Annotated in this window: 23 protein-coding genes; 9 read left to right on the forward strand and 14 right to left on the reverse strand. The window is 70.3% G+C overall.

The features are described from left to right. Nucleotides 1-65: 65 nt before the first annotated feature. Nucleotides 66-2,558, reverse strand: a complete 2,493-nt coding sequence (locus ACTJI8_RS09080) for a glycogen/starch/alpha-glucan phosphorylase (RefSeq protein WP_440733095.1) — start codon at nucleotides 2,556-2,558, stop codon at nucleotides 66-68. Between the two features lie 105 nt (nucleotides 2,559-2,663). Between ACTJI8_RS09080 and ACTJI8_RS09085 the strand changes: the two genes are divergently transcribed. Then, entirely contained in the window at nucleotides 2,664-3,518 is an 855-nt protein-coding gene (locus tag ACTJI8_RS09085; protein ID WP_440733096.1) for a MerR family transcriptional regulator, read from the forward strand. 240 nt (nucleotides 3,519-3,758) lie between these two features. Further along, nucleotides 3,759-5,150: an FAD-dependent oxidoreductase gene (locus ACTJI8_RS09090; protein WP_440733097.1), complete on the forward strand. Its 1,392-nt coding sequence runs from the start codon at nucleotides 3,759-3,761 to the stop codon at nucleotides 5,148-5,150. Nucleotides 5,151-5,152: 2 nt separating this feature from the next. Here the strand turns inward: ACTJI8_RS09090 and ACTJI8_RS09095 are convergent, their stop codons facing one another. After that, nucleotides 5,153-5,827 carry a Pr6Pr family membrane protein gene (locus tag ACTJI8_RS09095; RefSeq protein ID WP_440733213.1) on the reverse strand — a complete coding sequence of 225 codons (675 nt, stop codon included), beginning with the start codon at nucleotides 5,825-5,827 and terminating at the stop codon, nucleotides 5,153-5,155. A gap of 158 nt (nucleotides 5,828-5,985) precedes the next feature. Here ACTJI8_RS09095 and ACTJI8_RS09100 point away from each other — a divergent pair, with 158 nt between their 5' ends. Both ACTJI8_RS09100 and ACTJI8_RS09105 read left to right on the forward strand, forming a co-directional pair. Next, the gene (locus tag ACTJI8_RS09100; protein WP_440733098.1) at nucleotides 5,986-6,417 is read left to right on the forward strand and encodes a fluoride efflux transporter FluC; all 432 of its coding nucleotides are present in this window, start codon (nucleotides 5,986-5,988) and stop codon (nucleotides 6,415-6,417) included. Then, a complete protein-coding gene (locus tag ACTJI8_RS09105; protein ID WP_440733099.1) occupies nucleotides 6,414-6,779 on the forward strand; it encodes a fluoride efflux transporter FluC in 366 nt (121 codons plus the stop codon). Before ACTJI8_RS09100 ends, ACTJI8_RS09105 begins: the two co-directional genes overlap by 4 nt. Nucleotides 6,780-6,956: 177 nt before the next feature. Here ACTJI8_RS09105 and ddaH read toward each other — a convergent pair whose 3' ends face one another. Beyond that, entirely contained in the window at nucleotides 6,957-7,718 is a 762-nt protein-coding gene (gene ddaH, locus ACTJI8_RS09110; RefSeq protein ID WP_440733100.1) for a dimethylargininase, read from the reverse strand. A gap of 43 nt (nucleotides 7,719-7,761) precedes the next feature. Next, nucleotides 7,762-9,330 carry a helix-turn-helix transcriptional regulator gene (locus ACTJI8_RS09115; RefSeq protein WP_440733101.1) on the reverse strand — a complete coding sequence of 523 codons (1,569 nt, stop codon included), beginning with the start codon at nucleotides 9,328-9,330 and terminating at the stop codon, nucleotides 7,762-7,764. 262 nt (nucleotides 9,331-9,592) lie between these two features. Between ACTJI8_RS09115 and ACTJI8_RS09120 the strand changes: the two genes are divergently transcribed. Beyond that, the gene (locus ACTJI8_RS09120) at nucleotides 9,593-10,000 is read left to right on the forward strand and encodes a hypothetical protein (protein WP_440733102.1); all 408 of its coding nucleotides are present in this window, start codon (nucleotides 9,593-9,595) and stop codon (nucleotides 9,998-10,000) included. A 118-nt stretch (nucleotides 10,001-10,118) separates the two neighbouring features. Further along, nucleotides 10,119-13,496, forward strand: a complete 3,378-nt coding sequence (locus ACTJI8_RS09125; protein WP_440733103.1) for an efflux RND transporter permease subunit — start codon at nucleotides 10,119-10,121, stop codon at nucleotides 13,494-13,496. Nucleotides 13,497-13,518: 22 nt separating this feature from the next. On the opposite strand, the gene ACTJI8_RS09130 is transcribed toward ACTJI8_RS09125, so the two are convergent. The 5 genes from ACTJI8_RS09130 to ACTJI8_RS09150 form a co-directional block, all read right to left on the reverse strand. Next, nucleotides 13,519-14,058: a YaeQ family protein gene (locus ACTJI8_RS09130; protein ID WP_378804854.1), complete on the reverse strand. Its 540-nt coding sequence runs from the start codon at nucleotides 14,056-14,058 to the stop codon at nucleotides 13,519-13,521. A gap of 26 nt (nucleotides 14,059-14,084) precedes the next feature. Continuing rightward, nucleotides 14,085-15,185: a serine hydrolase domain-containing protein gene (locus tag ACTJI8_RS09135; RefSeq protein ID WP_440733104.1), complete on the reverse strand. Its 1,101-nt coding sequence runs from the start codon at nucleotides 15,183-15,185 to the stop codon at nucleotides 14,085-14,087. 389 nt (nucleotides 15,186-15,574) lie between these two features. After that, nucleotides 15,575-16,069: a MogA/MoaB family molybdenum cofactor biosynthesis protein gene (locus tag ACTJI8_RS09140; RefSeq protein ID WP_440733105.1), complete on the reverse strand. Its 495-nt coding sequence runs from the start codon at nucleotides 16,067-16,069 to the stop codon at nucleotides 15,575-15,577. Next, the gene (gene moaC, locus ACTJI8_RS09145; RefSeq protein WP_440733106.1) at nucleotides 16,066-16,536 is read right to left on the reverse strand and encodes a cyclic pyranopterin monophosphate synthase MoaC; all 471 of its coding nucleotides are present in this window, start codon (nucleotides 16,534-16,536) and stop codon (nucleotides 16,066-16,068) included. Before moaC ends, ACTJI8_RS09140 begins: the two co-directional genes overlap by 4 nt. 183 nt (nucleotides 16,537-16,719) lie before the next feature. Further along, a complete protein-coding gene (locus ACTJI8_RS09150) occupies nucleotides 16,720-16,977 on the reverse strand; it encodes a MoaD/ThiS family protein (protein ID WP_440733107.1) in 258 nt (85 codons plus the stop codon). A gap of 91 nt (nucleotides 16,978-17,068) precedes the next feature. On the opposite strand from ACTJI8_RS09150, the gene ACTJI8_RS09155 reads away from it, so the two are divergent. Then, entirely contained in the window at nucleotides 17,069-18,205 is a 1,137-nt protein-coding gene (locus tag ACTJI8_RS09155) for a ThiF family adenylyltransferase (protein WP_440733108.1), read from the forward strand. Then, nucleotides 18,202-18,612: a molybdenum cofactor biosynthesis protein MoaE gene (locus ACTJI8_RS09160; protein WP_440733109.1), complete on the forward strand. Its 411-nt coding sequence runs from the start codon at nucleotides 18,202-18,204 to the stop codon at nucleotides 18,610-18,612. Before ACTJI8_RS09155 ends, ACTJI8_RS09160 begins: the two co-directional genes overlap by 4 nt. 59 nt (nucleotides 18,613-18,671) lie before the next feature. On the opposite strand, the gene moaA is transcribed toward ACTJI8_RS09160, so the two are convergent. The 5 genes from moaA to ACTJI8_RS09185 form a co-directional block, all read right to left on the reverse strand. Then, entirely contained in the window at nucleotides 18,672-19,772 is a 1,101-nt protein-coding gene (gene moaA, locus ACTJI8_RS09165) for a GTP 3',8-cyclase MoaA (RefSeq protein ID WP_440733110.1), read from the reverse strand. Nucleotides 19,773-19,940: 168 nt separating this feature from the next. Then, nucleotides 19,941-20,990, reverse strand: a complete 1,050-nt coding sequence (locus ACTJI8_RS09170) for a sulfate/molybdate ABC transporter ATP-binding protein (protein WP_440733111.1) — start codon at nucleotides 20,988-20,990, stop codon at nucleotides 19,941-19,943. A 35-nt stretch (nucleotides 20,991-21,025) separates the two neighbouring features. Next, on the reverse strand, nucleotides 21,026-21,892 hold the full coding sequence (locus ACTJI8_RS09175) for an ABC transporter permease (protein ID WP_440733112.1): 867 nt from the start codon (nucleotides 21,890-21,892) through the stop codon (nucleotides 21,026-21,028). Between the two features lie 41 nt (nucleotides 21,893-21,933). Next, entirely contained in the window at nucleotides 21,934-22,746 is an 813-nt protein-coding gene (gene modA / locus ACTJI8_RS09180) for a molybdate ABC transporter substrate-binding protein (RefSeq protein WP_440733113.1), read from the reverse strand. Nucleotides 22,747-22,752: 6 nt separating this feature from the next. Beyond that, on the reverse strand, nucleotides 22,753-23,151 hold the full coding sequence (locus ACTJI8_RS09185; protein ID WP_440733114.1) for a TOBE domain-containing protein: 399 nt from the start codon (nucleotides 23,149-23,151) through the stop codon (nucleotides 22,753-22,755). Nucleotides 23,152-23,394: 243 nt separating this feature from the next. Between ACTJI8_RS09185 and ACTJI8_RS09190 the strand changes: the two genes are divergently transcribed. Then, the gene (locus tag ACTJI8_RS09190; RefSeq protein ID WP_440733115.1) at nucleotides 23,395-23,925 is read left to right on the forward strand and encodes a nucleoside deaminase; all 531 of its coding nucleotides are present in this window, start codon (nucleotides 23,395-23,397) and stop codon (nucleotides 23,923-23,925) included. The last annotated feature ends 12 nt before the right edge of the window (nucleotides 23,926-23,937 follow it).

A 23,937-nucleotide genomic window follows, 5' to 3' on the forward strand; every position in this document is an offset into this window, starting at 1 on the left:
CAAAAGTGTTTACATGCGGGAGGGGGGTGCCCCCTTTTCCCCGCTCCGAAACGAAGAAGCCGGCCTCAGCTCGTCGGCGGCGTGTGCCAGATGCGGTCGATGTAGTCGCGGATCGAGCGGTCGGAGGAGAAGAAGCCGCACCGGGCGACGTTGAGGATCGCGGAGCGGGTCCATGCGTCCTGGTCGGCATAGGCGGCGTCCACGCGCTCCTGCGCCGACATGTAGGCGGCGAAGTCGGCGAGCACCATGAACCGGTCCTCGTACAGCAGGTTCGACACGATCGGCTCGAAGACCGAGCGGTCACCACCGGAGAAGGCGCCGGACGCGATGAGATCGATGGCGCGGCGCAGGTCGGCGTCGGACTGGTAGAACTCGCTCGGCCGGTAGCCGCGCGCCGAGAGCGCCTCGACGTCGGGCTCGGTCATGCCGAACAGGAAGAAGTTCTCGTCGCCGACGAGCTCGCGGATCTCGACGTTCGCGCCGTCGTCGGTGCCGATCGTGAGCGCGCCGTTGAGCGCGAACTTCATATTGCCGGTGCCCGAGGCCTCCTTGCCCGCCAGCGAGATCTGCTCGCTGAGGTCGGCGGCGGGGATCACGCTCTCCGCGAGCGTGACGTTGTAGTTCGGCGGGAACAGCACCTGCAGGCGGCCTTCGAGCCTCGGATCCGTGTTGACGACGGATCCGACCGCGTTGATGAGGTGGATGATCCGCTTGGCCATCGCGTAGCCGGGGGCGGCCTTCGCGCCGAACAGCGCGGTGCGCGGAGTGAGTTCGGCGAGCGGGATCCGCCCTGAGATGACCCCCTCGTACGAGCTCACGATGTGCAGCACCTTCAGCAGCTGCCGCTTGTACTCGTGCAGGCGCTTGACCATCACGTCCACGAGGTGCCCCTCGCCGACCGTCATCCCGTCGCGGGCCAGCAGCACATCGTTCAGGCGCCGCTTGTTGGCTGCCTTCACGGCGGCGAACGCGGTGCGGAACCCGGGATCGTCGGCGAGGGGCTCGAGCTCGCGCAGCCGCTCCAGATCCGTGACCCAGCCGTCGCCGATCGCCTCGGTGATGAGCGAGGAGAGTCCGGGGTTCGCGAGCCGCAGGAAGCGGCGCGGCGTGACCCCGTTCGTGACGTTCGTGAACTTGTCCGGGAAGAACTCGGCGAAGGCGGGCAGCACCTTGTCGCGCAGCAGCTGCGAGTGCAGCTCGGCGACCCCGTTCACGCGCGCGCCGGCCGCGGTGGCCAGGTAGGCCATGCGCACGGAGCGCTCCGGGAACTCCGCGATGATCGACATGTTGCGGATCCGCATCTCGTCGTCGCCGAATCGGGCACGCACCGCGGCGAGGAACTCGTCGTTGACCCGGTAGATGATCTCGAGGTGCCGCGGCAGCAACCGGCCCAGCAGCTCTACGGACCAGACCTCGAGGGCCTCCGGCAGCAGGGTGTGACAGGTGTAGGCGAAGCACTTCTGAGCGATGGCCCAGGCGTCGTCCCAGGGCATGCCGCGTTCGTCGACCAGCACGCGCAGCAGTTCGGGGACCGCGATCACCGGGTGCGTGTCGTTCAACTGGAAGATCACGCGATCGGGCAGGTGTGCGAGGTCGAAGTCCACCGGCAGGCGATCCAGGAAGTCGGCGATGGATGCGGCGACGAAGAAGTACTGCTGCTGCAGGCGCAGCTCCTTGCCCTGCGGAGTGGAGTCCTCGGGATAGAGCACCTTCGAGATGTTCTCCGCGTAGGTCTGCGCCCGCACGGCCTGCTCGTAGTCGCCGGAGTTGAAGATGCGCAGATCGAACGCGTCGGTGGCGACCGCACTCCACAGCCGCAGGGTGTTCACGCGGCCGTTGCGGAAGCCCGGAACCATGTAGTTGTAGGGCACGGCGCGCACGGTCCAGGCCGGGATCCAGCGCGAACGGGGAGTGCCGTCGTCGTCGTGCGTCTCGGTGTGCCCGCCGAAGGCGATCGTCTGCGCCTGCTCGGGGTGCGGGAACTCCCATGGCGAGCCGAGCGCAAGCCAGGCGTCGGGCTGCTCGACCTGCTGGCCGTCCTCGAAGGTCTGCCGGAAGATCCCGTACTCGTAGCGGATCCCGTATCCGGTGCTCGGTACGCCGAGGGTGGCGAGCGAGTCGACGAAGCAGGCGGCGAGGCGCCCGAGTCCGCCGTTGCCGAGCCCTGGCTCGATCTCGTGCGCGCGCAGTTCGTCGATGTCGATCCCGCACGCGGCGAGGGCCGCGGTCGCGACCTCGGACAGGCCGGTCGCGATCAGGTCGTTGTCGAGCTGGCGGCCGAGCAGGTATTCGGCGGAGAGGTAGCACACGCTCTTCGCCTGGCTCTCCCGCTGCCGGCGCTGATCCTCGAGCCAGCGCGCCATCAGGTAGTCGCGCACCGTGCAGGCGAGGGCGAGATATCGGTCGTTCACGCTGGATGCGGAGAGCGTCACGCCGCCGTCGAAGTTCAGGTTGTGCAGGAACTCCTCGACGAACCCGTCGACGGTGAGCGGCGGGGCGATCACCGGGGCGAGTGCGAGCGGGTGCGTGGCGTTGAGCGGGTGCGCGTCGGGGGTCACGGGATGAACGTACCCTGACCGACCCCGGTGCCGAGAAGGATCCCGCTTGACATTGACGCGACGTCAACTTCTACGGTGGTCATATCGACGACGGAAGAAGGATCCATGGCGCATCGGGACTGGTCGATCCAGGAGATCGCGCGGCTGACCGGCACCACGAGCCGCACCCTGCGGCACTACGACGACATCGGCCTGCTGCCGCCGACGCGGGTCGCCTCGAACGGCTACCGGCACTACGACCAGGGGGCGCTCCTGCGTCTGCAGCGCATCCTGCTCCTGCGTGAGCTGGGGCTGGGGCTGCCGGCGATCGCTGAGGTCGTCGGGGAGGGCGCGTCGGTATCAGTCGGGGCCGGATCCGGCCGGTCGCCGAACGCCGCGATCGAGGTGGACGCCCTCGAGAAGCACCTCGCGCTGCTGCGCACGGAGCAGACCAGGCTGGCGCGGCAGATCGCGTCGGTCGAGAACACCATCACCACCCTCAGAGAAGGAGGAGCACTCATGCCTGACGACATGTTCGACGGCTTCGATCACACCCAGTACAAGGACGAGGTCGAGACCCGCTGGGGTAAGAAGGCCTACGCCGACAGCGACCGCTGGTGGCGCGGGCTGAGCGATGACGAGAAGGACGCGTGGAAGCAGCGCGTCGCCGACCTCGGCGCCGACTGGATCGCGCTCGCCGAAGCGGGAGCGGATCCGGCATCGCCCGAGGCGCAGGACGTGGCGCGCCGCCACGTCGACTGGCTCACCGGCATCCCCGGCACGCCCGCCTACGGGGCCGCCGGCGACCGCAAGGCGTACGTCATCGGCCTCGGTGAGATGTACGTGGCGGATCCGCGCTTCGGCGCGAACTACGCCACCGGTGCGGACCGGTCCGCCGCCGCCGCGCAGGGAGCCACCGGCACCGCCGGCGCGGAGTTCGTCCGCGACGCCCTGCGCGTCTACGCGGAGGCGAACCTGTAACCGGAACAGGATCCGGATCCGGAACCGACTCCGCGGTCGCGTCAAAGAAGGAAAACGCTGCTCGGAACCATGTCCGAGCAGCGTCTTCCTTCTCTGAGGAGGATGAGGCCTCGCCTGGAGATGGATTTCGGCGCTCCAGGGTCGTCCGGAGCGACGTCATCCATCTTTCGGCGTCAGCGCCTGGCCCTGGTCAGGGTCCCACGGCGGCCTCTCCGGCACCCGGGATAGGCTGGCACCACGATGGGCATCTCGCGGCGAACCCTGCTCGTCGGCGCCGGAGCCGGTGCCGTCGCGGTGGTGCTCGCGGCCTGCACGCCCGAGCCGCAGCCCACCAAGACCCCGACGACCGCCCCGCCCTCGCCGATGCCGAGCGTGCCGCCCGGCGCCGCACCGGAGCCGACGGCGTGGATGCGCAGCACCTGGTCGACGGACGCGTATTCCCGCGGCGCGATGAGTTACCTGCCGGCCGGGGCGACGCCGCAGCTGCGCAAGGATCTCGCCGAGCCGATCGGTGACCGCGTCTTCCTCGCCGGTGAGACGACGGATCCGGATCATCCCGGAACCGTCCCGGGCGCGATCGACTCGGGGCAGCGGGCCGCGGCGCTGCTCGTCGACGCGTCCACGAGCGGCGAGCGCGTCGCCGTCGTCGGTGCGGGCGCCGCCGGAGCCGCCGCTGCCCGTGCGCTCACCGATGCAGGGCGCACCGTGACCGTGCTCGAGGCGCGCGAGCGCACCGGGGGACGGATCCATTCGATCGCGGACAAGAAGTGGCCGATCCCGGTGCAGCTGGGGGCGTGGCTGTCGGCGGGCGAAGAGGCGGGCACCCTGGGCGGTGAGCTGGCCGCCCAGGGCATCCACCGGCTGACGTTCGGCACGCCCACGGGCTGGTCGAAGGACGGCGCAGCGCCCGCCCTCGACGGCGGACCGCTGCGGCACGCGATCGAGCAGGCGGCGAACGCGCCGGCGGACGCGTCGATCGACGCGGCGCTCCGGGCCGCCGGCGCCGACCCGGCGGATCCGGCGCTCGCCGCGGCTCTCGCCTGGCTGCAGGCGACCACAGGTGCCGACGCGGAGAAGGCGTCGAGCTGGTTCCCGCCGACGTTCGTCCCCGACGGGCTCGTGGGCGCTGATGGAGATGTCGCCGCGCTCGTGAACACGCCGCTCGACGGCATCAAGGTCACGCTCGCCTCACCGGTGACGCGCATCGCCTACGACGACTCGGGGGTGAGCCTGCGCCTGGCCACCGGCGAGTCGCTGTCCTTCGATCGCGTGGTCGTCACGGTCCCGCTCGGGGTGCTGCAGCACGGGGCGATCGAGTTCGCCCCGCCGCTGCCGTTCACGCATCGTGGTGCGATCGCGGCGCTCGCCTCGGGATACGTGGAGACGGTGTGGGTGCAGTTCGACGAGGCGTTCTGGAAGGTCGATGCGGACCTCTGGCACGTCGTCGGGGGCGACGGCCCGATCCGCACCTGGCTGAACCTCCAGCCGGTCACCGGCCGGCCCGTGCTCGTGGGTCTCGTCGGCGGGCCAGAGGCCGAGGCCTTCGCGAAGCTCGGAGACGGCGACGCGGAGTCCGCCGTGCGCGAGTCGCTGCGATTCTTCGTCTCGGCGACGCCGACGCCGACGCCCTGATCTCAGGCCGGATCCGGGTCGTCCCCGTCCGCTTTCGGAGTGCCGCGCAGATCCGTCCGCGCCGTGGTGCGCAGCCGGCTCAGGGCGACCAGGGCGCTCGCGACCAGGGCGAAGATCGCCAGAGCGATGACGCAGGTGACGATCATCTCGGGCAGCCCCGACACCTGACGCGGATCCAGGAAGTAGTACGGATACCAGCCGACCAGGCCGCCGCGCCAGATCGTGAACACGCCCCAGGCGACGGGGTAGAGGAGCACGTACGGCACGATCCGCCAGGAGGCCGCGCGCCTGCCGGGGCCGAAGACCCAGGCGACGACGGTCCACGCCGGAAGCACGAAATGCAGCACCACGTCGGACCACGGCACCCAGATCGGGATGCCGTGCAGGCCCGCCTGCCACACGATCAGGGCGAACGCGAGACCGGCCGTGATGGTCCAGCTGAGCACGACCGCACGTGCGGTGGTGAGCCAGGCAGGATCCTCCGGCGTGCGCAGCGCGATGATCCCTGCGATCAGGGCGAGGACGGCGAACGCGATGTTCGACTCGATCGTGAGGTACGCGAGGAAGTTCTGGCCGGCGATGGTCTGCGAGCCCAGGCCCCAGAACAGGCGGTCCACGAGGGCGACTACGCACACGGCCGCGGTGAGCAGACGCGACCAGCCGAAGGCGATCCTCATGGTCACGCGCGCATCGTCCTCCTCGGCCGGCTCGGCGGGGGCGGTCCCTCGGGCAGGGCCGCCGCCACCCGGCCGAGTCTACGGAACCGGCCTGGAAGCGGGGCGATCCGCGTGCCGTCGGACGAGCCCGCCGAGACGCCGGGTCTAGGCTGACGGGCGTGAACTCGCCCGTCCCCCTCCGCCTCGCGCTCGTCGTCGCGGGGGGCGTGGTCGGCACCGCCGCGCGCCTGGGACTCGGACTCGCCCTCCCCGTGCCGAGCGGTGACGGGCTGGCCGCCGTGCCGTGGGCCACGCTCATCGCGAACCTCGTCGGCGCCTTCCTCATCGGTGTGCTCGCCGCGCGGCTGCCCGGCTCGCATGCGGTGCGGGTGCTGCTGGGCACCGGTGTGCTCGGCGGGTTCACCACCTACAGCGCGTTCGCCGTCGGCACGGTGACGCTGTGGCATGCCCAGCCGTGGCTCGCTTCGGCGTACGCGATCGGCAGCGTCGCACTCGGCATCGGGGCCGCGGCCCTCGGTCTCGATCTCGGCCGGCCGGGCCGCTGGCGCGGGAGGCGCCCCCGCGCCTCGCACACGCAGGCGCGCGGATGACCCCGCTGGTCTTCCTGTACGCCGCGCTCGCCGGGGGTGTCGGAGCGGGTCTGCGCTACCTCGTCGATCTCGGCGTGGCTCGGCTCGTCGGCACGCGCTTCCCGTGGGGCGTGCTGGTGATCAACGTGACCGGATCCTTCGTGCTCGGTGTCGTCACCGGCGGGTTCCCCGGCGCAGCCTTCATCGTCGGCGCGGGCCTGCTCGGCGGCTACACCACGTTCAGCACGGCGATGCTCGACACGGTCGCGCTGTGGCGGGACGGATCCTCGCGCGCCGGCGCCTTCAACGCCGTCGGGATGCTGCTGCTCGGGATCCTCGCCGCCGTCGGCGGGCTCGCTCTCGGCGCGGCTCTCGCCGCCTGAGCTCCGGCCACCCGGATACGCGCTGCCACGATCAGCACACGATGCGACGATCAGCACACGGATCCACGTCACCACGCGTGCGAATCGTCACATGCTGTGCTGATCGTCGCACCGTGGCGGACGTAGTCGCAGTCGTGGATTCAGTCGCTGCCGCCGCCGCAGCCCGCAGCCGCGGTTTCAGTCGCGCACGCGCACCGACAGGCAGGTGACGCAGCCCTCGAGCTTCTCGAACTCGGAGACGGGGGTCTCGATCACCGTGAGGCCGCGGTCGCGGAACAGCTGCGCGCTCTGCGGGGCGTCGGCCGACATGAGCACCGTGTTCTCGTCGAGCACGACGACGGCGGTGCCATGCTCCTCCGGGACGGCCAGGAACTCGGGGTAGATCGACGGGTCGTCGACGAGCGGGGGATAGCCGATCACGGTGCCGTCGGGCAGAGCCGTGACGCCGCTCTTCAGGTGCAGCACCTTGGTGACCTCGACCGGCACGACGGTCCAGCCGCGCGGGGCGAGCAGCGTATCCATCTGCCGGATGCCCTCGGCGTTCGTGCGCAGGGTCTGCCCGACGTAGACCGTGCGGCCGACCTTGAGCACGTCTCCGCCGTCGAGGGTGCCGGGCGCCTCGACCTCGGCGTAGTCGATGCCCGCCTTCTCGAGGGCCGCGCGAGTCGTGTCGATCTCGCCGCGCCGCGAGTCCGCGCCGGGCCGGGTGAGCAGCGCGATGTCGCCGAACATGACCACGGTGTCCTCGACGAACACGCCGTCGGCGTGCGCGTCGTCCGGATCGATGTCGATCACGTCCCAACCGCGGGATCGGTACACCTCGACGTATGCCTCCCACTGGCGCTGTGCGAGCTCGGGATCCACGGGGACCCGCTCGATGTGCGTGAGCTCGCCTTCGGCGAGGCGGGGCGAGGGGCGGCGGACGAGAAGACGGGACATCGTCCCAGACTAGACGCGGCGGTTCACCCGGCGGGGCCCGGTTTCACGGCCGGAGCGGTGACGGCTGCGGCAGATGCCAGAGGTATCCGGACTCGGTGGCAAGGGCGACCGCTTCCGCGGCCGATGATGCCCCGAGTTTGCGGTACAGCGAACGCTGGTGGGTCTTGACCGTGTTGATCGAGCGGAAGAGGTCCCGTGCGATGTCCGGTCTGGTCATCCCGCGCGCCAGCCGCGTCAGCACTTCGAGCTCCGGCCGCGTGAGCGTCGGTTTCTCGAGCACGCCCGCCCGGTCGAAGGAGAAGCCCTCCGGCAGCAGCTCGGGGACGAGATCGGCGACCACCCCGAGGACACCCGGCGCCAGGGTGTCGAGCACCGAGATCTCGTAGGGGCTGCATCGACGCGCGCTGACCGGGAGCAGAGCGATCGTGGCGGACGCCCTTCCTGAGTCGCCGCTCAGATAGTGCGCGAGCGCCGAGACCAGGTATCGCTGCCGGTCGGCCTGCAGAAGCCCGGCCGTCGCGTCGGCCGCGGCCTCGAGGCTGTCCAGCGCGCGGCGAGGCGCGCCGGATCCGATGTCGATCAGCGCGCGCACCACGGTGGCTATCCAGTGATCCTCCTGGACGTCGCGGATCTCGGCCTGCGCCCGGGGGAGGTCGCCGTTCAGGAGCGAGTCCAGCGCGAGCATGAGGGGCAGCGTCGAGCCGATGAGCCCTGTGCCATCTCGTCCGAACCCGGCGTTCGCCATCGCCTCCATGCGAGAGCGCGCCGCATCGCGACGGCCCGTGATGGAGCCCCATGCGTGCAGGGCGATCACCGCGAACGGCCACAGCTCACCCAGATCCGAATACGTCAGGGTCAGCAGAGCGGAGAAGGCCTCGTCGAGATCCTCCGACGCGACCATGATCTCGACCAGCCGCTGATCGCCATCCAGCCGGCTCTCCACCCAGCTCGTGGTGCGCGGCACCTCTGCGGACTGCTGCAGATGGGATCGGGCGACACAGGTATTGCCGTAGTGCTGGTGGATGAGCGCTGCCCGCAGGTGCGCTCTGCGGGCGAAGAACTCCATATCGCCCGTCCGCGGTGCTGCGGCCAGCTCCTCGAACAGGGCCAGCGCGTCCCGCAGACGTCCGGCGAGGAGCGCCGACTCCGCGGTCTGCATCAGAACGAACGCCAGAGCGGGGTCGGTGGGGCCGATGCCGGTGCGGGAAGCTCCGGCGACGTTCTCGCGAAGGCTCGAGAGCAGCTCGAACGCACCGACAGGATCCCCGGCGACCCGTCGCCGTGCTGCCTCGAAGATCGACGCGCGGCGGTGATGATTCGCCGGCACCGGTCCGCGCCGACGCGGCATCCGGAAGGTCGCGTCGTCCGGCGCCAGGGCGCGCGAGAGAAGAGAGACCGTGGGGCTCAGGTGATGCGCCTCAGGAGAGAGCCGGTCCAGGAGCGTCCGGAGCTGGTAGGGCGGCAGCGAGTACCAGAGCTCGATCGGCCAGATCTCCACGAGCGCGGCGGCGTCCGCATCTCGGCTCGACAACACGGCATCGATGAACCGCTCCCCGATATCCACGCTCGTCCCCACGAATCCCCCGCGCCGGCACCCGGCCGGCAGGTGCATGCGCCTGCATGCTTCAACCATCTGCCACGCTACGGGTTCACATGCTCCGGCGCTCACCCGGGTGGGTGAGTGAGGGGGTGATTCTGCGCCGGATGACGCGACTGGCGCTCTCGCGGGGGTGAACGTGGTGAGTGCGGACGGCGCACCCGAGCGCCGTCCGCTCGCGCCTGGGGCTGCGCGTCCGCATGCCCGCGCGCAATCGCATCCATGCCCGCGCCGCACCTCCGTGCGCCCGCGGGCCACGTCATCAGGGGAGAGAACCATGTCCGAGCAGAACACCGAGGCCCGCAGTACGTTGAGCCGCCGCACCGTCATCAAGGGAGCAGCCTGGAGCATCCCCGTGATCGCGGCGGTCACGGCGGTGCCCCTCGCGGCCGCGTCGACGAACGGTGCCGCCGACGACGTGGTGACCTGCGGGAGCGCTGCGGCCGGCGACAACGGCAGCTACACGGTCGACGGCGAGCGCGTCATCGTCAGCTACGACAGCGCCCCTGACATCTACGAGCTCAACGCCCATTTCGTCGACGGCACCTCGGCCTCGTATGGCACCAACTACGCCACCGCTCCCGCGCAGGGCTCACGCCGGTGGAGTGTGGAGACCGGCAAGCGGGTGTCCTGGGTGCAGGTGCACTCCTTCAACACGCACTATCAGAACGGCGTCTGCCAGTAGCCCGCGGCCGGGATCCCGGCGCTGCAGGGTGCCGGGATCCTGTGACGGGAGCGAGACATCGGCGCTCTAGACTCTGGCCTGTACGCCGGATCCCGCCCCGGAGTACGAAGGGGGACCCGTGTCGAAGCTCGCCGTCCTGAGCCTGCGCAACCGCGCCCTGATCGCGCTCATCACGATCGTGGTCGCCGTGTTCGGCGGCCTCGCGCTCACGAACCTGAAGCAGGAGCTGATCCCGTCGATCGAGTTCCCGCAGCTCGCGATCGTCGCCAGCTACCCCGGCGCCTCGCCCGAGGTCGTCGAGCACGACGTGTCGACCCCGATCGAGACGGCGATCCAGGGCGTCCCTGGCCTCGATACCTCGACCGCCACGAGCACGACGAACTCCTCCGTGATCCAGGCGTCCTTCGCCTACGGGACCAACCTCGCGACGGCCGAGCAGAAGATCAACCAGGCGATCGGTCGGATCAAGTCCCAGCTGCCCGATGGCGTGGATCCGCAGGTCATCACGGCGTCGATCGACGACTTCCCCGTGATCCAGGTCGCGGTCACCGGCTTCTCCGACGCCGAGGCGGCGCAGCAGCGCCTCACGAACACGATCATCCCGAAGATCGAGCGGCTCAAGGGCGTGAACGCGGCGTCGCTCGTCGGCGGGCAGGGCAAGCGGCTCACGATCACCCCCGACACCACCGCCCTGCTCGGGGCGGGGCTGACCTCGAGCGCGATCAAGGACGCGCTGCAGCAGAACGGCACTCTGTTCCCGGGCGGGTCCATCACGGAGGACGAGAACACGCTCACCGTGCAGACCGGTGAGAAGCTCACCAGCGTCGAGCAGGTGCAGGCGATCCCCTTGGTCGGCGCGGCGACGCCCGGCGTCACCGTCGGATCCGTCGCGAAGGTCTCGATCGACGGGAATCCGGTCACCTCGCTCTCCCGGGTCGACGGCAAGACCGCCCTCACGATCGCGGTCACGAAGCTGCCCTCGGCCAACACGGTGGACGTGTCGAAGGCCGTCACCGCCCTCATCCCCGAGCTCAAGAAGGACCTGCCCGGGGCGACCTTCACGACCGTGTTCGATCAGGCGCCGTTCATCCAGCAGTCGATCGAGTCGCTCGCCCAGGAGGGTCTGCTCGGGCTCGTCTTCGCCGTGCTGGTGATCCTGATCTTCCTGCTCTCCGTGCGCTCGACGCTCGTCACAGCGATCTCGATCCCGACCAGCGTGCTCATCACGTTCATCGGCATACAGGCGTTCGGCTACTCGCTCAACATCCTCACACTCGGCGCGCTCACGATCGCGATCGGCCGCGTCGTCGACGACTCGATCGTCGTGATCGAGAACATCAAGCGGCACTATGTGCAGGGCGCCGACAAGAAGACCGCGATCCTGAGCGCGGTGCGCGAGGTGGCGACGGCGGTCACCGCCTCGACCATCACCACGGTCGCCGTGTTCCTTCCGATCGCGTTCGTCGGCGACATGACCGGCGAGCTGTTCCGGCCGTTCGCGCTCACCGTGACGATCGCGATGGCGGCGTCGCTGCTCGTCGCTCTCACCATCGTGCCGGTGCTGGCCTACTGGTTCCTGCGCCCGGGCAAGCCGCTGCTCGGCGCAGACGGCCATGCGATCGACCCCGAGCATGAGGACGCCCCGCCGACTCGCCTGCAGAAGACGTACCTGCCGATCCTGCGCTGGACGCTGAAGCACTCCTGGATCACCGTGCTGCTCGCCGTCGTCGTGCTCGTCGGCACCCTCGCCGCGGCTCCCCTCATGAAGGTCAACTTCCTCGGATCCAGCGGGCAGAACACCTTTCGCATGACGCAGTCGCTGGGCCAGGCGCCCAGCCTCGACGCCGAGGACAAGGCGGCGCAGAAGGTCGAGGAGGCGATCAAGGACATCCACGGCATCAAGACCGTGCAGGTCTCGATCGGTTCGAGCGGATCCGCCCTGCGGGATGCCTTCTCCGGCGGCGGATCCGGCATCACCTCCTCGATCACGACCGATCCGTCGGCGGACCAGGACACTGTGCAGGCCGATGTCCGCGCGGCTGTGAAGAAGCTCGACGGCGTCGGCGACATCACGATCGCCGCGTCGGAGGGTTTCGGATCCAGTGACATCCAGGTGAAGATCACCGCGCCGGACGAGAAGACTCTGACGAGTGCGGCCGACGCGCTCGTGAAGGAGCTCAAGGGCTCGGCGGGCGTGAACCAGGTCTCCAGCAACCTCTCCGCATCGCTGCCGTACATCTCCGTGCAGGTCGACCGCGCGGATGCCGCGAAGGCGGGACTCAGCGAGGTCGCGGTCGGCGGCATCGTCTCGCAGGCGATGCGTCCGCAGCAGATCGGATCCGTGGAGATCGACGGATCCTCGCTCACCGTCTACCTGCAGAGTGCGAACCCGCCGACCACGGTCGACGCGCTCAAGGCGCTGACCATCCCGAGCCGGACAGGGCTCCTCCGCCTGGACCAGATCGCGACGGTGCAGCAGAGCGAGAGCCCGGCGTCGGTCACGACTCAGCGCGGGCAGCGCACCGCGACCGTCTCGGTCACCCCGAAGGGCAACGACCTCGCGAGCGCCTCGGCATCCGTGTCGAAGGCGATCACCAACGCCAAGCTGCCCTCCGGAGCGGACGCGTCCCTCGGCGGCGTGGTCACGCAGCAGCAGAATGCGTTCGGTCAGCTCGGGCTCGCGATGCTCGCAGCGATCCTCATCGTCTACATCGTGATGGTCGCGACGTTCAAGTCGCTGCGTCAGCCGATCCTGCTGCTGAGCTCGGTGCCGTTCGCGGCGACCGGTGCGATCCTGCTGCAGATCGCCACCGGCGTGCCGCTCGGCGTCGCCTCCCTCATCGGCGTGCTCATGCTCATCGGCATCGTGGTGACCAACGCGATCGTGCTCGTGGACCTCGTGAACCAGTATCGCGAGAAGGGCATGAACGCGCACGACGCGACCATCGCGGGCGGATCCCGGCGTCTGCGCCCGATCCTGATGACCGCGCTCGCCACGATCTTCGCGCTCACCCCGATGGCGCTCGGGATCACTGGCCACGGCGGATTCATCTCGCAGCCGCTCGCGATCGTCGTGATCGGCGGCCTGGTGTCGTCGACCGTGCTGACCCTGCTGGTGCTGCCCACGCTGTACAACCTCGTCGAGGGGGCCAGGGAGCGCCGGGCGGCCAAGCGTGCGGCGAAGGCCGGCGGGTCGCAGGGTGGCACGGACACGTCGGATCCGGGCGCCCCCACGGTGCCGGAAGCGCCGTCGGGCGGCACGTCTGCGGCGGCAGCGGAGCGGGTGAGCGATCCGGCCACCGTCACGGACGAATCGTCAGGCAAGGGTTCCGCCGCGGCGTCTCACGTGGCAGGGTCCGCGGCTGCTCCGTCGGAGCCTCCGACCTCGACCTCGCAGCTGTCCGCCATCGCGGCGGCCTATGTGGAAGGCGCGGAGTCCCCCGCGCATCACCCCACCCGGCGCGAGCTGCGCGAGCACGGCCTGTCCGACGTCTGAGCCCGCGGCGCGGGGCAGGACCTCAGCCGAGCTCGTGCTCGTGGATCGCCGTCGTCAGGCTCGTGCCGTTGAGGTCGAGGTAGAGCGTGCGCTCGGTGACGGTCATGGTGACGCTGTTGCGGCGCTCCAGCAGCGGCACCGCTGACTCGATGAAGCCCGGATCGAAGCTGTAGACGCGGATGTGCTCGGCGCGGTGGATCCGCTTGCCCTCCCACGGCGCCATGACCTTGGCCGGATCCCGATGCGTGTACACGACGGTGCGCTCGGCCAGCCGGGATCCGTAATGCAGGCGCTCGGCATCGGGGGCGCCGACCTCGATCCAGCCGGTGGTGCGCCCGGTGAGGTCGCGCACGACCACGGCGGGCTCCTCCGTGCTGGAGAGCCCCTCGCTGAAGGCGATGCCCTCGGCGAACTCCAGCCCGTAGGCGAGCAACCGGGTCAGCATGTAGGCGTCGGTTTCGGACGGGTGCCGCGCGACGCGCAGCGAGTAGTCCTCGTAGACGCCGCGGTCGGTGTCCGCCAGCTGCACGTCGAACGTGTGGATCGTCGCCCCGATAGCCATAGACGTCCCACCTTACGCGGCCGGGCTCAGGGGGCTCCCTCGACGGCGCGTCCGAGGGCTGCGGCCACGGCGTAGAAGATCGAGTCCGCGGGGGTGATCCCGGCGGCCCCCACGGGATGATCGCCGTTGACCTCGACGACCACCGTCGTGTCCGTGCGGGTGTCGTAGTACAGCGCCGTGTTGTATCCGGGCACCTGTCCGTTGTGACCGAGCCAGCCCTGCACGCAGTTCAGCCCGATGCCGTATCCCGCCGGGGTGGGGAAGGAGGAAAGACGCGCGATCTGCGCATCCCGGGGGAGCAGGTCCTGTCCGGTGCCGAGGGCGCGGCCGTACACGAGCAGGTCGTCGACGGTGCTGACGATCTCGCCGGAGGCGCCCGCCTGGGACACGTTCCATGCGGTGGAGTCCCGTGTCGGCGCGTTTCCGCTGATGGCGTCGTCGACGATTCCGAGGCTGGTGTATCCGTGCGCGTGCGGCTCGGGCAGGACGGCGGAGGCCAGCGGGTACGAGGTGTGGGTCAGCCGGAGCGGATCGAGGATCCTCCGCAGAAGCTCCTCGGCGAGAGGGTGCCCGGTGATCTTCTCGATGACCTCCCCGAGCAGCACGGTGTTGGTGTTGGAGTAGTGGAACTCGGCGCCGGGTGCCGAGGTGCGCGGCATCGCGAACGCCGTCGCCAGCCGCTGATCGACTGTCCAGATGATGCTGTAGTCGGTCAGGTACAGCTTCATGAACTCGAGATCGTCGGTGTAGTTGGCGATGCCGCTGGTCATGTTCGCCAGCTCGAGGATCGTGATCTCGGATCCGTGCGGCACATTCGGCACGTAGTCGCTGATCGGATCGCTCAAAGACAGCTTCTTCTGCGAGACCAGCTGCATGATCACCGTGGTCGTGAACGTCTTCGTCACCGATCCGATGCGGTGGTAGACGTCGGGGGTCAGGGGTTCCTTCGTCGTCAGGTCCGAGACGCCGTAGGCGCTGACCCAGGTGCCCTGCGGGGAGCGCACCGCGACGACCGCGCCGGGCGCAGCCGTCGCGGCGAACGCCGCAGCGGCCGCGGCGTCGAGCGACGTGGACTGCGCCGACGGCAGCTTCCCGGTGGCCGCGGCGACTTGCGTACGGTCGATCACTGATCCGGGATCCGGGACGCACGCCGAGGGATCGACCGCAGGTGAAGACGGTGGACGGGTGGAGGGCGATGGCGTCGTCCCGTTCGCGGTGCACCCGGTCACGGTGAGCAGGGCGCCCACCAGCACCGCCAGGAGAGCTGCGCGCCCGTGATGGTGGAGTCGTGGTGGCCTGGCGTGCAGGTGCTGCGCGTCGATCATGGGAGAGACCGCCCCTCATCGCTGAGAGCGGTGCCCCGGCGCTGCCCTCTGAGCACACTGTAGGGGGTGCGCGCGGGCTGCGTCGATGGCGGAATGCCATGGTTCCCGGCGGATCGATCCACCGTGTCGTGCTCGGACCGGACGGGCCTCGCACGACTTCGGTGGCGCGGGGCGGGTCGTCCCGGCCCGTATCAGCGGTGGTCGCCGCGGCCGCTCAGCTGGGCCAGCAGGTGGTCCAGGATCGGATCCAGCACCGCGAGGCCGTCGCGCACGCCACCGCGCGAGCCGGGGAGGTTCATCACGACGGTGCGCCCCGCGACTCCGGCGACTCCGCGGGTGAGCAGGGCCATCGGGGTCGCAGCGAGGCCGCGGCGACGCAGCTCCTCCATGAGGCCGGGGATCTCCCGGTCGAGCAGCGCGGCGGTCGCCTCGGGCGTGCGGTCGTCGGGGGAGAGCCCGGTGCCGCCCGTCGTGAGCAGCAGATCGGGGGTATCGGCGAGCGCGGCCGCGAGTGCGTCCGCCACGGAGGCGTCGGCGACGACGACCGGATCGCCGACCGCGAACCCGCGTTCGGCCAGCCACGAGCGGATGATCGGCCCGGTCTCGTCGGCGTACACGCCCGCGGAGGCTCGCGTCGACACCACGAGCACGGTCGCGGATCGGGCGGAGGACGGTGTCGCGGTCACTCCGCGGTCCAGTCGCCGCTCTTGCCGCCGGACTTCGCGAGCACGCGGATGTCGCCGATCACGGCGTGCTTGTCGACGGCCTTGATCATGTCGTAGAGGGTGAGCGCTGCCACGCTCGCGGCCGTGAGCGCCTCCATCTCGACCCCGGTGACACCCTTCGTGACGGCCGTGGCGATGATGCGCACCCGGTCGCCCTCCGGCACGAGGTCGATCTCGACCCGGCTCAGCGGCAGCGGGTGGCAGAGCGGGATGAGCGTGGAGGTCTGCTTGGCGCCCATGATCCCGGCGATGCGCGCGGTGCCGAGCGCCTCGCCCTTGGGCAGAGTGCCGTCGGCGATCTTCGCGACCACGTCGGCGCGGGTCTGCAGCACGGCCTGTGCCCGCGCCTCACGGCGCGTGACCGCCTTGTCGGTCACGTCCACCATGTGCGCGGATCCGTCGGCCCGCAGGTGGGTCAGATCGCTCATGCTCGTCTCCTCCGGCTCTTGTCTTCCTGCCACGGCCCCAGATCACCGAGCTTGTCACGTTTCGCCGACGGATCCGCCGGAAATCTCGGCCAGACGGGGCATCGTCGGCGATTCGGGACCCGATCCGCGGGTCCAGAGGGGCAGGCGTCCCGGGGCGCGGGCGGTGGAACGGATTCGCCGGACTCAGCCGCCGGCGAACGGCGGCAGGATGTCGACGGTCTCGCCGAGAGGACGGGAATCGTCGCGGCTGACCTTGCCATCGACGAGGAACGAACCGGAGCGCAGCACCTTCGCCATCGGGTCGCCGTAGCGTCCGAGCAGCTCCGCACGCAGCGTGCCCACCGTCGACAGGGCGTCCGGACCGTCGACGATCAGCTGCTCCTGATCGCGCCCGGCGGCCTCGGCGGCCGCGGCGAAGTACCGCACGGTGATGGTGGCCATGTGCTCAATCTAACCCGTATCGCGGAAAACAGCATCCGCATCATGGAAAACAGAACGTCTCGCGAGGAGTTCCCCGCGTACACTCGATCCTATGATCGCGCTCGTCGAGCCGGGGCCGGAACTGCCGCCCGAACACATCGTCCGGTACAGCCGTCAGCTCATGCTGCCCGGCTTCGGCGAGACCGCGCAGCGGCGTCTGCGCGCGGCTCGGGTGCTCGTGATCGGCGCGGGCGGTCTCGGCAGCGCCCTCGTCCCCGCGCTCGCCGGCAGCGGGGTCGGCACGATCGGCGTCATCGACGACGACGTCGTGGAGCTGTCCAATCTGCATCGCCAGCTCAGCCACGGCATGGACGACATCGGCCGGTCCAAGGTCGGCTCGCTCGCCGACACCGTGCGCGACATCGACCCCGGCATCCTGGTGCGTCCGTATCGTGAACGCGCGACCGCCGAGACGCTGCCCGGGATCCTCGCCGAGTACGACCTCCTCATCGATGGCAGTGACAACTTCCCGACCCGCTACCTCGCGGACGACGCCGCGCGCCTCGCCGGCAAGCCGCTGGTGTGGGGATCCATCCTGCGATTCCAGGGACAGGTCGGCGTCTCTGTGCCCGAGGTCGGCTTCCGCGACCTGTTCCCCGTGCCGCCGGCCGCGGACGAGGTGCTGTCGTGCGAGCTCGGCGGAGTGCTCGCGAGCCTGTGCACCGCGATCGGATCGTTCATGGCGACCGAGGTCGTGAAGCTCATCACGGGCATCGGCGAGCCCCTGGTCGGCCGCGTGCTGTTCTACGACGCGCTCACCGCGCGCACCCGCGAGATCGGATTCGAGCGCGCCGAGGATGCTCCGGCCGTCACCGGGCTCATCGACTACGAGCTGTTCTGCGGCACCGGCCCGGCCGAGGACGCCTCGGCGCTGTCCGCCGCCGAGGTGCTGCGGCTGCAGCGTGAGGACGGAGTGCGGTTGCTCGACGTGCGGGAGCCGCACGAGACTCTGCTGCGGGGGATCCCCGGCGCCGGCGCACTGCCGCTCGGCGCGCTCGAGGACGGTGCCGCGATCCCCGCGAACCTCGAATCGGGCGACGGGCCGCTCGTCGTGTTCTGCGAGAAGGATCCGCGCTCACGTCGAGCAGTGCGGGTACTGCGCGAGCGCGGCGTCGAGGCGCGCTATCTCGTGGGCGGGATCGGGGCATTCGCCGCCGTGGGCGGAGCGACGGAAGGAGCGGACGCATGAGCGAGCGCGCGATCATCAGCGACGAGCCGCTGGACGAGGCGAGCATCAGGGCGGCAGTCGGCGATGCGGCGCACGGAGCCACGGTGATGTTCTGCGGCGTCGTGCGCGACCACGACGGCGGGCAGGCGGTGCGCTCCCTGGACTACCGCGCGCACCCCGACGCCGAGCGGTTCCTCGAGGAGATCGTGGAGCGCGTGACCGCGGAGACCGGACTGCTCGTCGCGGCCGCTCACCGGGTCGGCGACCTGAGGATCGGCGATGTCGCCCTTTTCGCCGCGGCGTCGGCGGGGCACCGCAAGGAGGCGTTCGAGGCGTGCGAGCACCTGGTCGAGGAGATCAAGCGCGGGGTGCCGATCTGGAAGCGCCAGCACTACGCCGACGGCGTCTCGGAGTGGGTCGGGCTCTGACGCAACGCGGTCGTTGAGCGAGCGAAGCGAGACGAAACGCGCAGATTCAGATCTCGAGCTCAGCCCCCGATGTAGCTCATCTCGATGCGATGGCGGTCGGCGCGCAGCTCGGGGGTGAGGCTCGATCGGATCTCGGAGTAGCGGTCGTCGCGCACGCCCCAGATCTGCGCGAGCGTCGCCGTGAGCTCGGCGTCGTCCGCGCCGCCGCGCAGCAGTGCGCGCAGGTCGTGGCCCTCCGTCGCGAACAGGCACGTGAACAGGCGCCCCTCGGTGGAGAGTCTGGCGCGGTTGCAGGTGCCGCAGAAGGCGTTGGTGACCGAGGAGATCACGCCGATCTCGCCGGATCCGTCGACGTAGCGCCAGCGCTTCGCGGTCTCACCGGTGGCGACCGGAGCGATGGGTTCGAGCGGGAATTGCGCATCGATCGTCGCCACGATCTCGGCCGAGGGGATGACCTCGTCCAGGCTCCAGCCGTTGGTGGCGCCGACGTCCATGTATTCGATGAAGCGCAGCACGTGACCTGTGCCGCGGAAGTGCTCGGCAAGGCTCAGGATCTCGCTGTCGTTGAGACCTCGCTTGACGACCGTGTTGAGCTTCACGGGCATGCCTGCGGCCTGCGCGGCGTCGATGCCCTGCAGCACGCGTGCGACCGGGAACTCCACATCGTTCATCCGCCGGAACAGCTGATCGTCGAGGGAATCGATCGATACGGTGACGCGGTCGACGCCCGCCGCCTTGAGGGCTTCCGCCTTGACGGCCAGGGCGGATCCGTTCGTCGTGAGCGCGATCTCGGGCTTGGCGCCGTCGAGGGTGCGCAGGGCCGCGAGCCGTGCGATCAGGTCTTCGATCCCGCGCCGCAGCAGCGGCTCCCCGCCGGTGAGGCGCAATTTGCGGACGCCGTTCGCAAGCGCGGCGCGGGCGATCCGCTCGATCTCCTCGAAACTGAGCAGTTCATGCCGTTCCAGGAATGCATAGTCGCGGCCGAACACCTCGCGCGGCATGCAATAGACGCAGCGGAAGTTGCACCGGTCTGTGACCGAGATCCGCAGGTCGCGCAAGGGACGATCGCGGAGGTCGAGGACGCCGGACGACGGCAGCCGCCGAGCACCGCTGCGCGCCGGAGCGGCATCGGTCTCGCGTGTTCGCGGCGCGGTCGGCATCGGTCTGTCCCCTTTCGATGGGCAACCGTAGCACCGCCGTGGCTGTGCAGGATCCGGAAAGCGATGACTGCTCGCTGGTCGCGAATTGCGGTTCTGGCGCGGGCGGAGTCGCAATCTGCGACCAGTGAGGTGGAACGTCGTCGCTCAACGCCCGCTGCGGCGCTGCGCTCAGGAACCCGCGCGGACCGAGACGTCGGACTCGTCGATGTGGAATGCGAGGCGCTGTCCGGGGTGCAGCCCGAGCGTCACAGCGTGCGTGGAGGGGCAGTCGACGGCGACATCGGGGTGCTCGGCGGTGTGCAGGCGGATCCCGCCGGGGATGGGGTCGAGCTGCGTGACCCGCCCGGTCCAGCGGTTCGGATCGGTGGCGGATCCGGCGTCGCCGAGCGCCTCGAGCGAATCCATGCGCACCGAGCCCGGCGCGAACACGACGCTGCCGGCCTCGCCGACGCCCAGGGCATCGCCGTGCCCGCGCAGCACCAGGCCGCCCGCGTGCACGAGGCCATCGTCCGCGCCGAGCGCCTCGAGGCGGTTCACACCGGCGAGCGCGGCCACGAACTCCGAACGCGGGTGTCCCAGCACCTCGGCGGTGCTGCCGCCCTGCACCACGGACCCGTCGTGCATCACGAGCGTGCGTGCGGCGAGGATCAGCGCGTCCATCGGATCATGCGTGACCAGCACGATGGGAAGCGCGGGGTTCTCGCCCTGCTGCGCGGCGACCAGCCGCCGCGCCTGCGCGGCCGACGGCGCGTCGAGGGCGGCGAACGGCTCGTCCAGCAGCAGGGCATCGGGCTCGGAGGCGAGCGCGCGCGCGATCGCGGCGCGCTGCTGCTGCCCGCCGGAGAGCTCTGCGGGGCGGCGCGCGGCGAGGCCGCCCAGTCCCACCTCCTCCAGTCGCTGCTCGGCGCGACGTCGGGCCTCGGCCCGCGGCACTCCCTGTGCGCGAGGCCCGAATGCGACGTTCTCGCGCACGGACAGATGCGGGAACAGCAGCGGGCGCTGTCCGAGCAGCGCGATGCGGCGCCGCGAGGGCGGCACGTGGATCCCGCGCGCCGCGCCGGGACCGGCGGGTGCATCGAGCACGCGGTCGCCGACGACGACGGATCCGGCGGCCGGGAGGAGGCCGGCGATTGCGTTCAGCAGCGTCGACTTGCCGGATCCGTTCGGGCCGATCACCGCGAGGATCTCGCCCGGCTGCGCCTCGAAGGCTGCGGACATCGCGAATCCGCCACGGCGAGTGCACAGATCGACCCTCATCGCACGGCCCCCGCCCGCCAGCCGCGCACCAGCACGAGCACCGCGAGGGCGACGAGGATCAGCAGCAGCGACAACGCGATCGCGGTGTCCTCCTCGACCCCGGCCCCGTTGAACGCCGTGTAGATCGCGAGCGGCATCGTGCGGGTGACCCCGGCGGCGTTGCCGGCGAACAGCGCGGTCGCGCCGAACTCGCCGAGCGCCCGCGCGAAGCACAAAACCGTGCCGGCGACGAGCCCGGGGGCCGCGAGCGGCAGGGTCACCCGGCGGAAGACCGTGAACCGGCTCGCCCCCAGCCCCGCCGCGACCCGCTCGTGCTCGGTGCCGATCGCACGCAGCGCGCCCTCGATCGAGATCACCAGGAAGGGCAGCGCCACGAACGTCTGCGCGATCACCACGGCCACGGTGGTGAACGGGATCCGGATTCCCGCGACGGCCAGCACGCCGCCGAGCAGGCCGTTGCGCCCGAGCAGGGCGAGCAGCGCGATGCCTCCGACGAGCGGGGGCAGCACGAGCGGCAGCGTGGTCAGCGTGCGCAGCACCGAGGCCAGCCATCCGGGGCTGCGGGCCATTGCGACCGCGAGCGGTACCCCGAGGATCGCGCAGATCACGGTCGCGATCGCGGCCGTGGCCAGGGAGAGCCCGAGCGCCTGCAGCGCGGCGGGTGAGGCGATCGCCGCCGGGACCGTCGCCCAGTCCAGGCGCACCAACAGCGCGATGAACGGCAGCATCAGCAGCAGCACCGCGATGATCGCCGGGATCAGCAGCCAGGTGGGCAGGTGCTCTCCGCGCCGGCGCGGGGCAGGCGCGGGGGGCACAGGCGCGGCATCCGGGGTCGGGGCGTCGCCGCGCGCGGCCGCCGTCATCGACGACAGGGCCGCGCGCGGTTCCCTCCGGCCCCCCGTTCTCATGCGCCGCCGAACCCCAGATCCTTGAGGATCTTCTGCCCCTTGTCCGACAGCACGAAGGCCTGGAACGCTGCCGCGGCATCCGCGTTCTTCGAGCCCTTCAGCACCGTGATCGGGTAGGTGTTGGTCGCCTTGTCGGCGCCGGCGATCGCGATGCCGGTCACTGCGGAGCCCGCGGCCCTGACATCGGTCGTGTAGACCAGGCCGGCGTCGGCCTCGCCGGCCTTGACCTTGGCCAGCACCGCGGTCACGTTCTGCTCCTCGCTGGCGGGCGTCACGGTCACGCCCGCCGTGTCGAGGAGCGTCTTCGCGGCGTTGCCGCAGGGCACCGCGGGCGCGCACAGCACGAGCTTGAGACCGGGGTCCGCGAGCGAGGCGAGATCCTTCACCTTCAGGGGGTTGCCGGGGGCGACGGCGATCTGCAGCACGTTCGTGGTGAACGCCGGTGCGTCACCGGCGAGACCGGCCTGGGTGACCTTGTCCATGTTCTTCTGATCGGCCGAGGCGAACACGTCGACCGGCGCGCCCTCGATGATCTGCGTCGCGAGCGTCGAGGATCCGTCGTAGGTGATCGGGTTGACGTGCACCTTCGGGTTGTCGGCTTCGAAGGCGGTGGTGATCTGGTCGAACGCCTTGCTGAGCGAGGCCGCGGCGAACACGGTCAGCTCGCCGCTCGCGGTGGAGGCGGCCGCGGTGCTGGTCGGCGTCGGCGTCGCGGCGGGCGAGGAGCCCGAGCATGCGGTCAGGGCGAGCGCCGTGGCGACGGCCGTGGCGACGACCGCGGACAGGCGGAACGGCAAGGAGCGGGTCATTCGGGATCAGGCCCTTTCGGCTTCGATGATCATCATGGTGGCCTTGGTGACGGCGACGGCCTTGCTGCCGACCTCGAGCCCGAGCTCGGTCGCGGCCTCGGCGCTCATGAGCGACACGATGCGGTGCGGACCGCTCTGCAGTTCGATCTGCGCCATGAGCCCCTCCACGCGCACGGCGGTGACGAGGCCCACGAAGCGGTTGCGCGCGCTGCGCAGCACGTTGTCGCCGGGATCCGGCTCGCCGGCCAGCGCCTGTGCTCGTTCGGCGAGCTCCGCACCCGGCACGATCTGGTGTCCGGAATCGTCCTTGGAGACGGTGAGGATCCCCTCGGCCGCCCAGCGGCGGATGGTGTCGTCGCTGACGTCGAGAAGGCGCGCTGCCTCACTGATCCGAAAATGCGTCATGGAAGGGATGATAGTGCCGCGAATGCGGAAGCGAAACCATGTTTACCGCGATACGGAATGTGAGTTCCAAAAAACCATGGACGCGGCGGAGGATCGCTGTTATCGTCATTCCAGCCCGAGGCCGCAACAGCCGTCTCGGGCGGGATGACAACCTAGCGGTTCGACGTACTTATCTCGAGGAAGGGCCCGACGACGGGCTCGACCGGAAGCCGTATCACTGCGACGACAGCAAGGAAGCTCTCCATGAACAGCACCCCTGTGCCTTCTCACGGCACTGTGCCTCCGTCCGCTGCGCCGGCGACGCCCGCCGAGTATCTCGCTCAGGCCGTCGCCCTTGCCACGGACAACGTCCGCAACGCCGGAGGTCCGTTCGGCGCCCTCATCGTCTCTGCCGACGGCAGGGTGTTCGAGGGCGTCAACCGGGTCACCGCGAACCTCGATCCTTCGGCGCACGCCGAAGTGACCGCGATCCGCAACGCGTGTCAGCAGCTCGGCACGTTCGACCTCGCAGGCTGCACCCTCTACACGAGCTGCGAGCCGTGCCCGATGTGCCTGGCCACGTCGCTCTGGGCGCGCGTGGACCGCGTGTACTTCGCGGCGAACCGCGACGACGCCGCCGATGCCGGCTTCGACGACGCGGTGTTCTACCGCTATTTCGAGGGCGGGCCCGAGGACAAGGCCCTCATGCCCGTCTCCGACATCGCTCTGCCGGCTGAGGAGCGCGTCGCGCCCTTCACCGAGTGGAGCCGCACCACCACCCGTATCGAGTACTGACCCGACCCGAAG

The sequence above is a fragment of the Microbacterium sp. 22303 genome (assembly GCF_052045265.1).
In the GTDB taxonomy this organism is placed as follows: Bacteria; Actinomycetota; Actinomycetes; order Actinomycetales; family Microbacteriaceae; genus Microbacterium.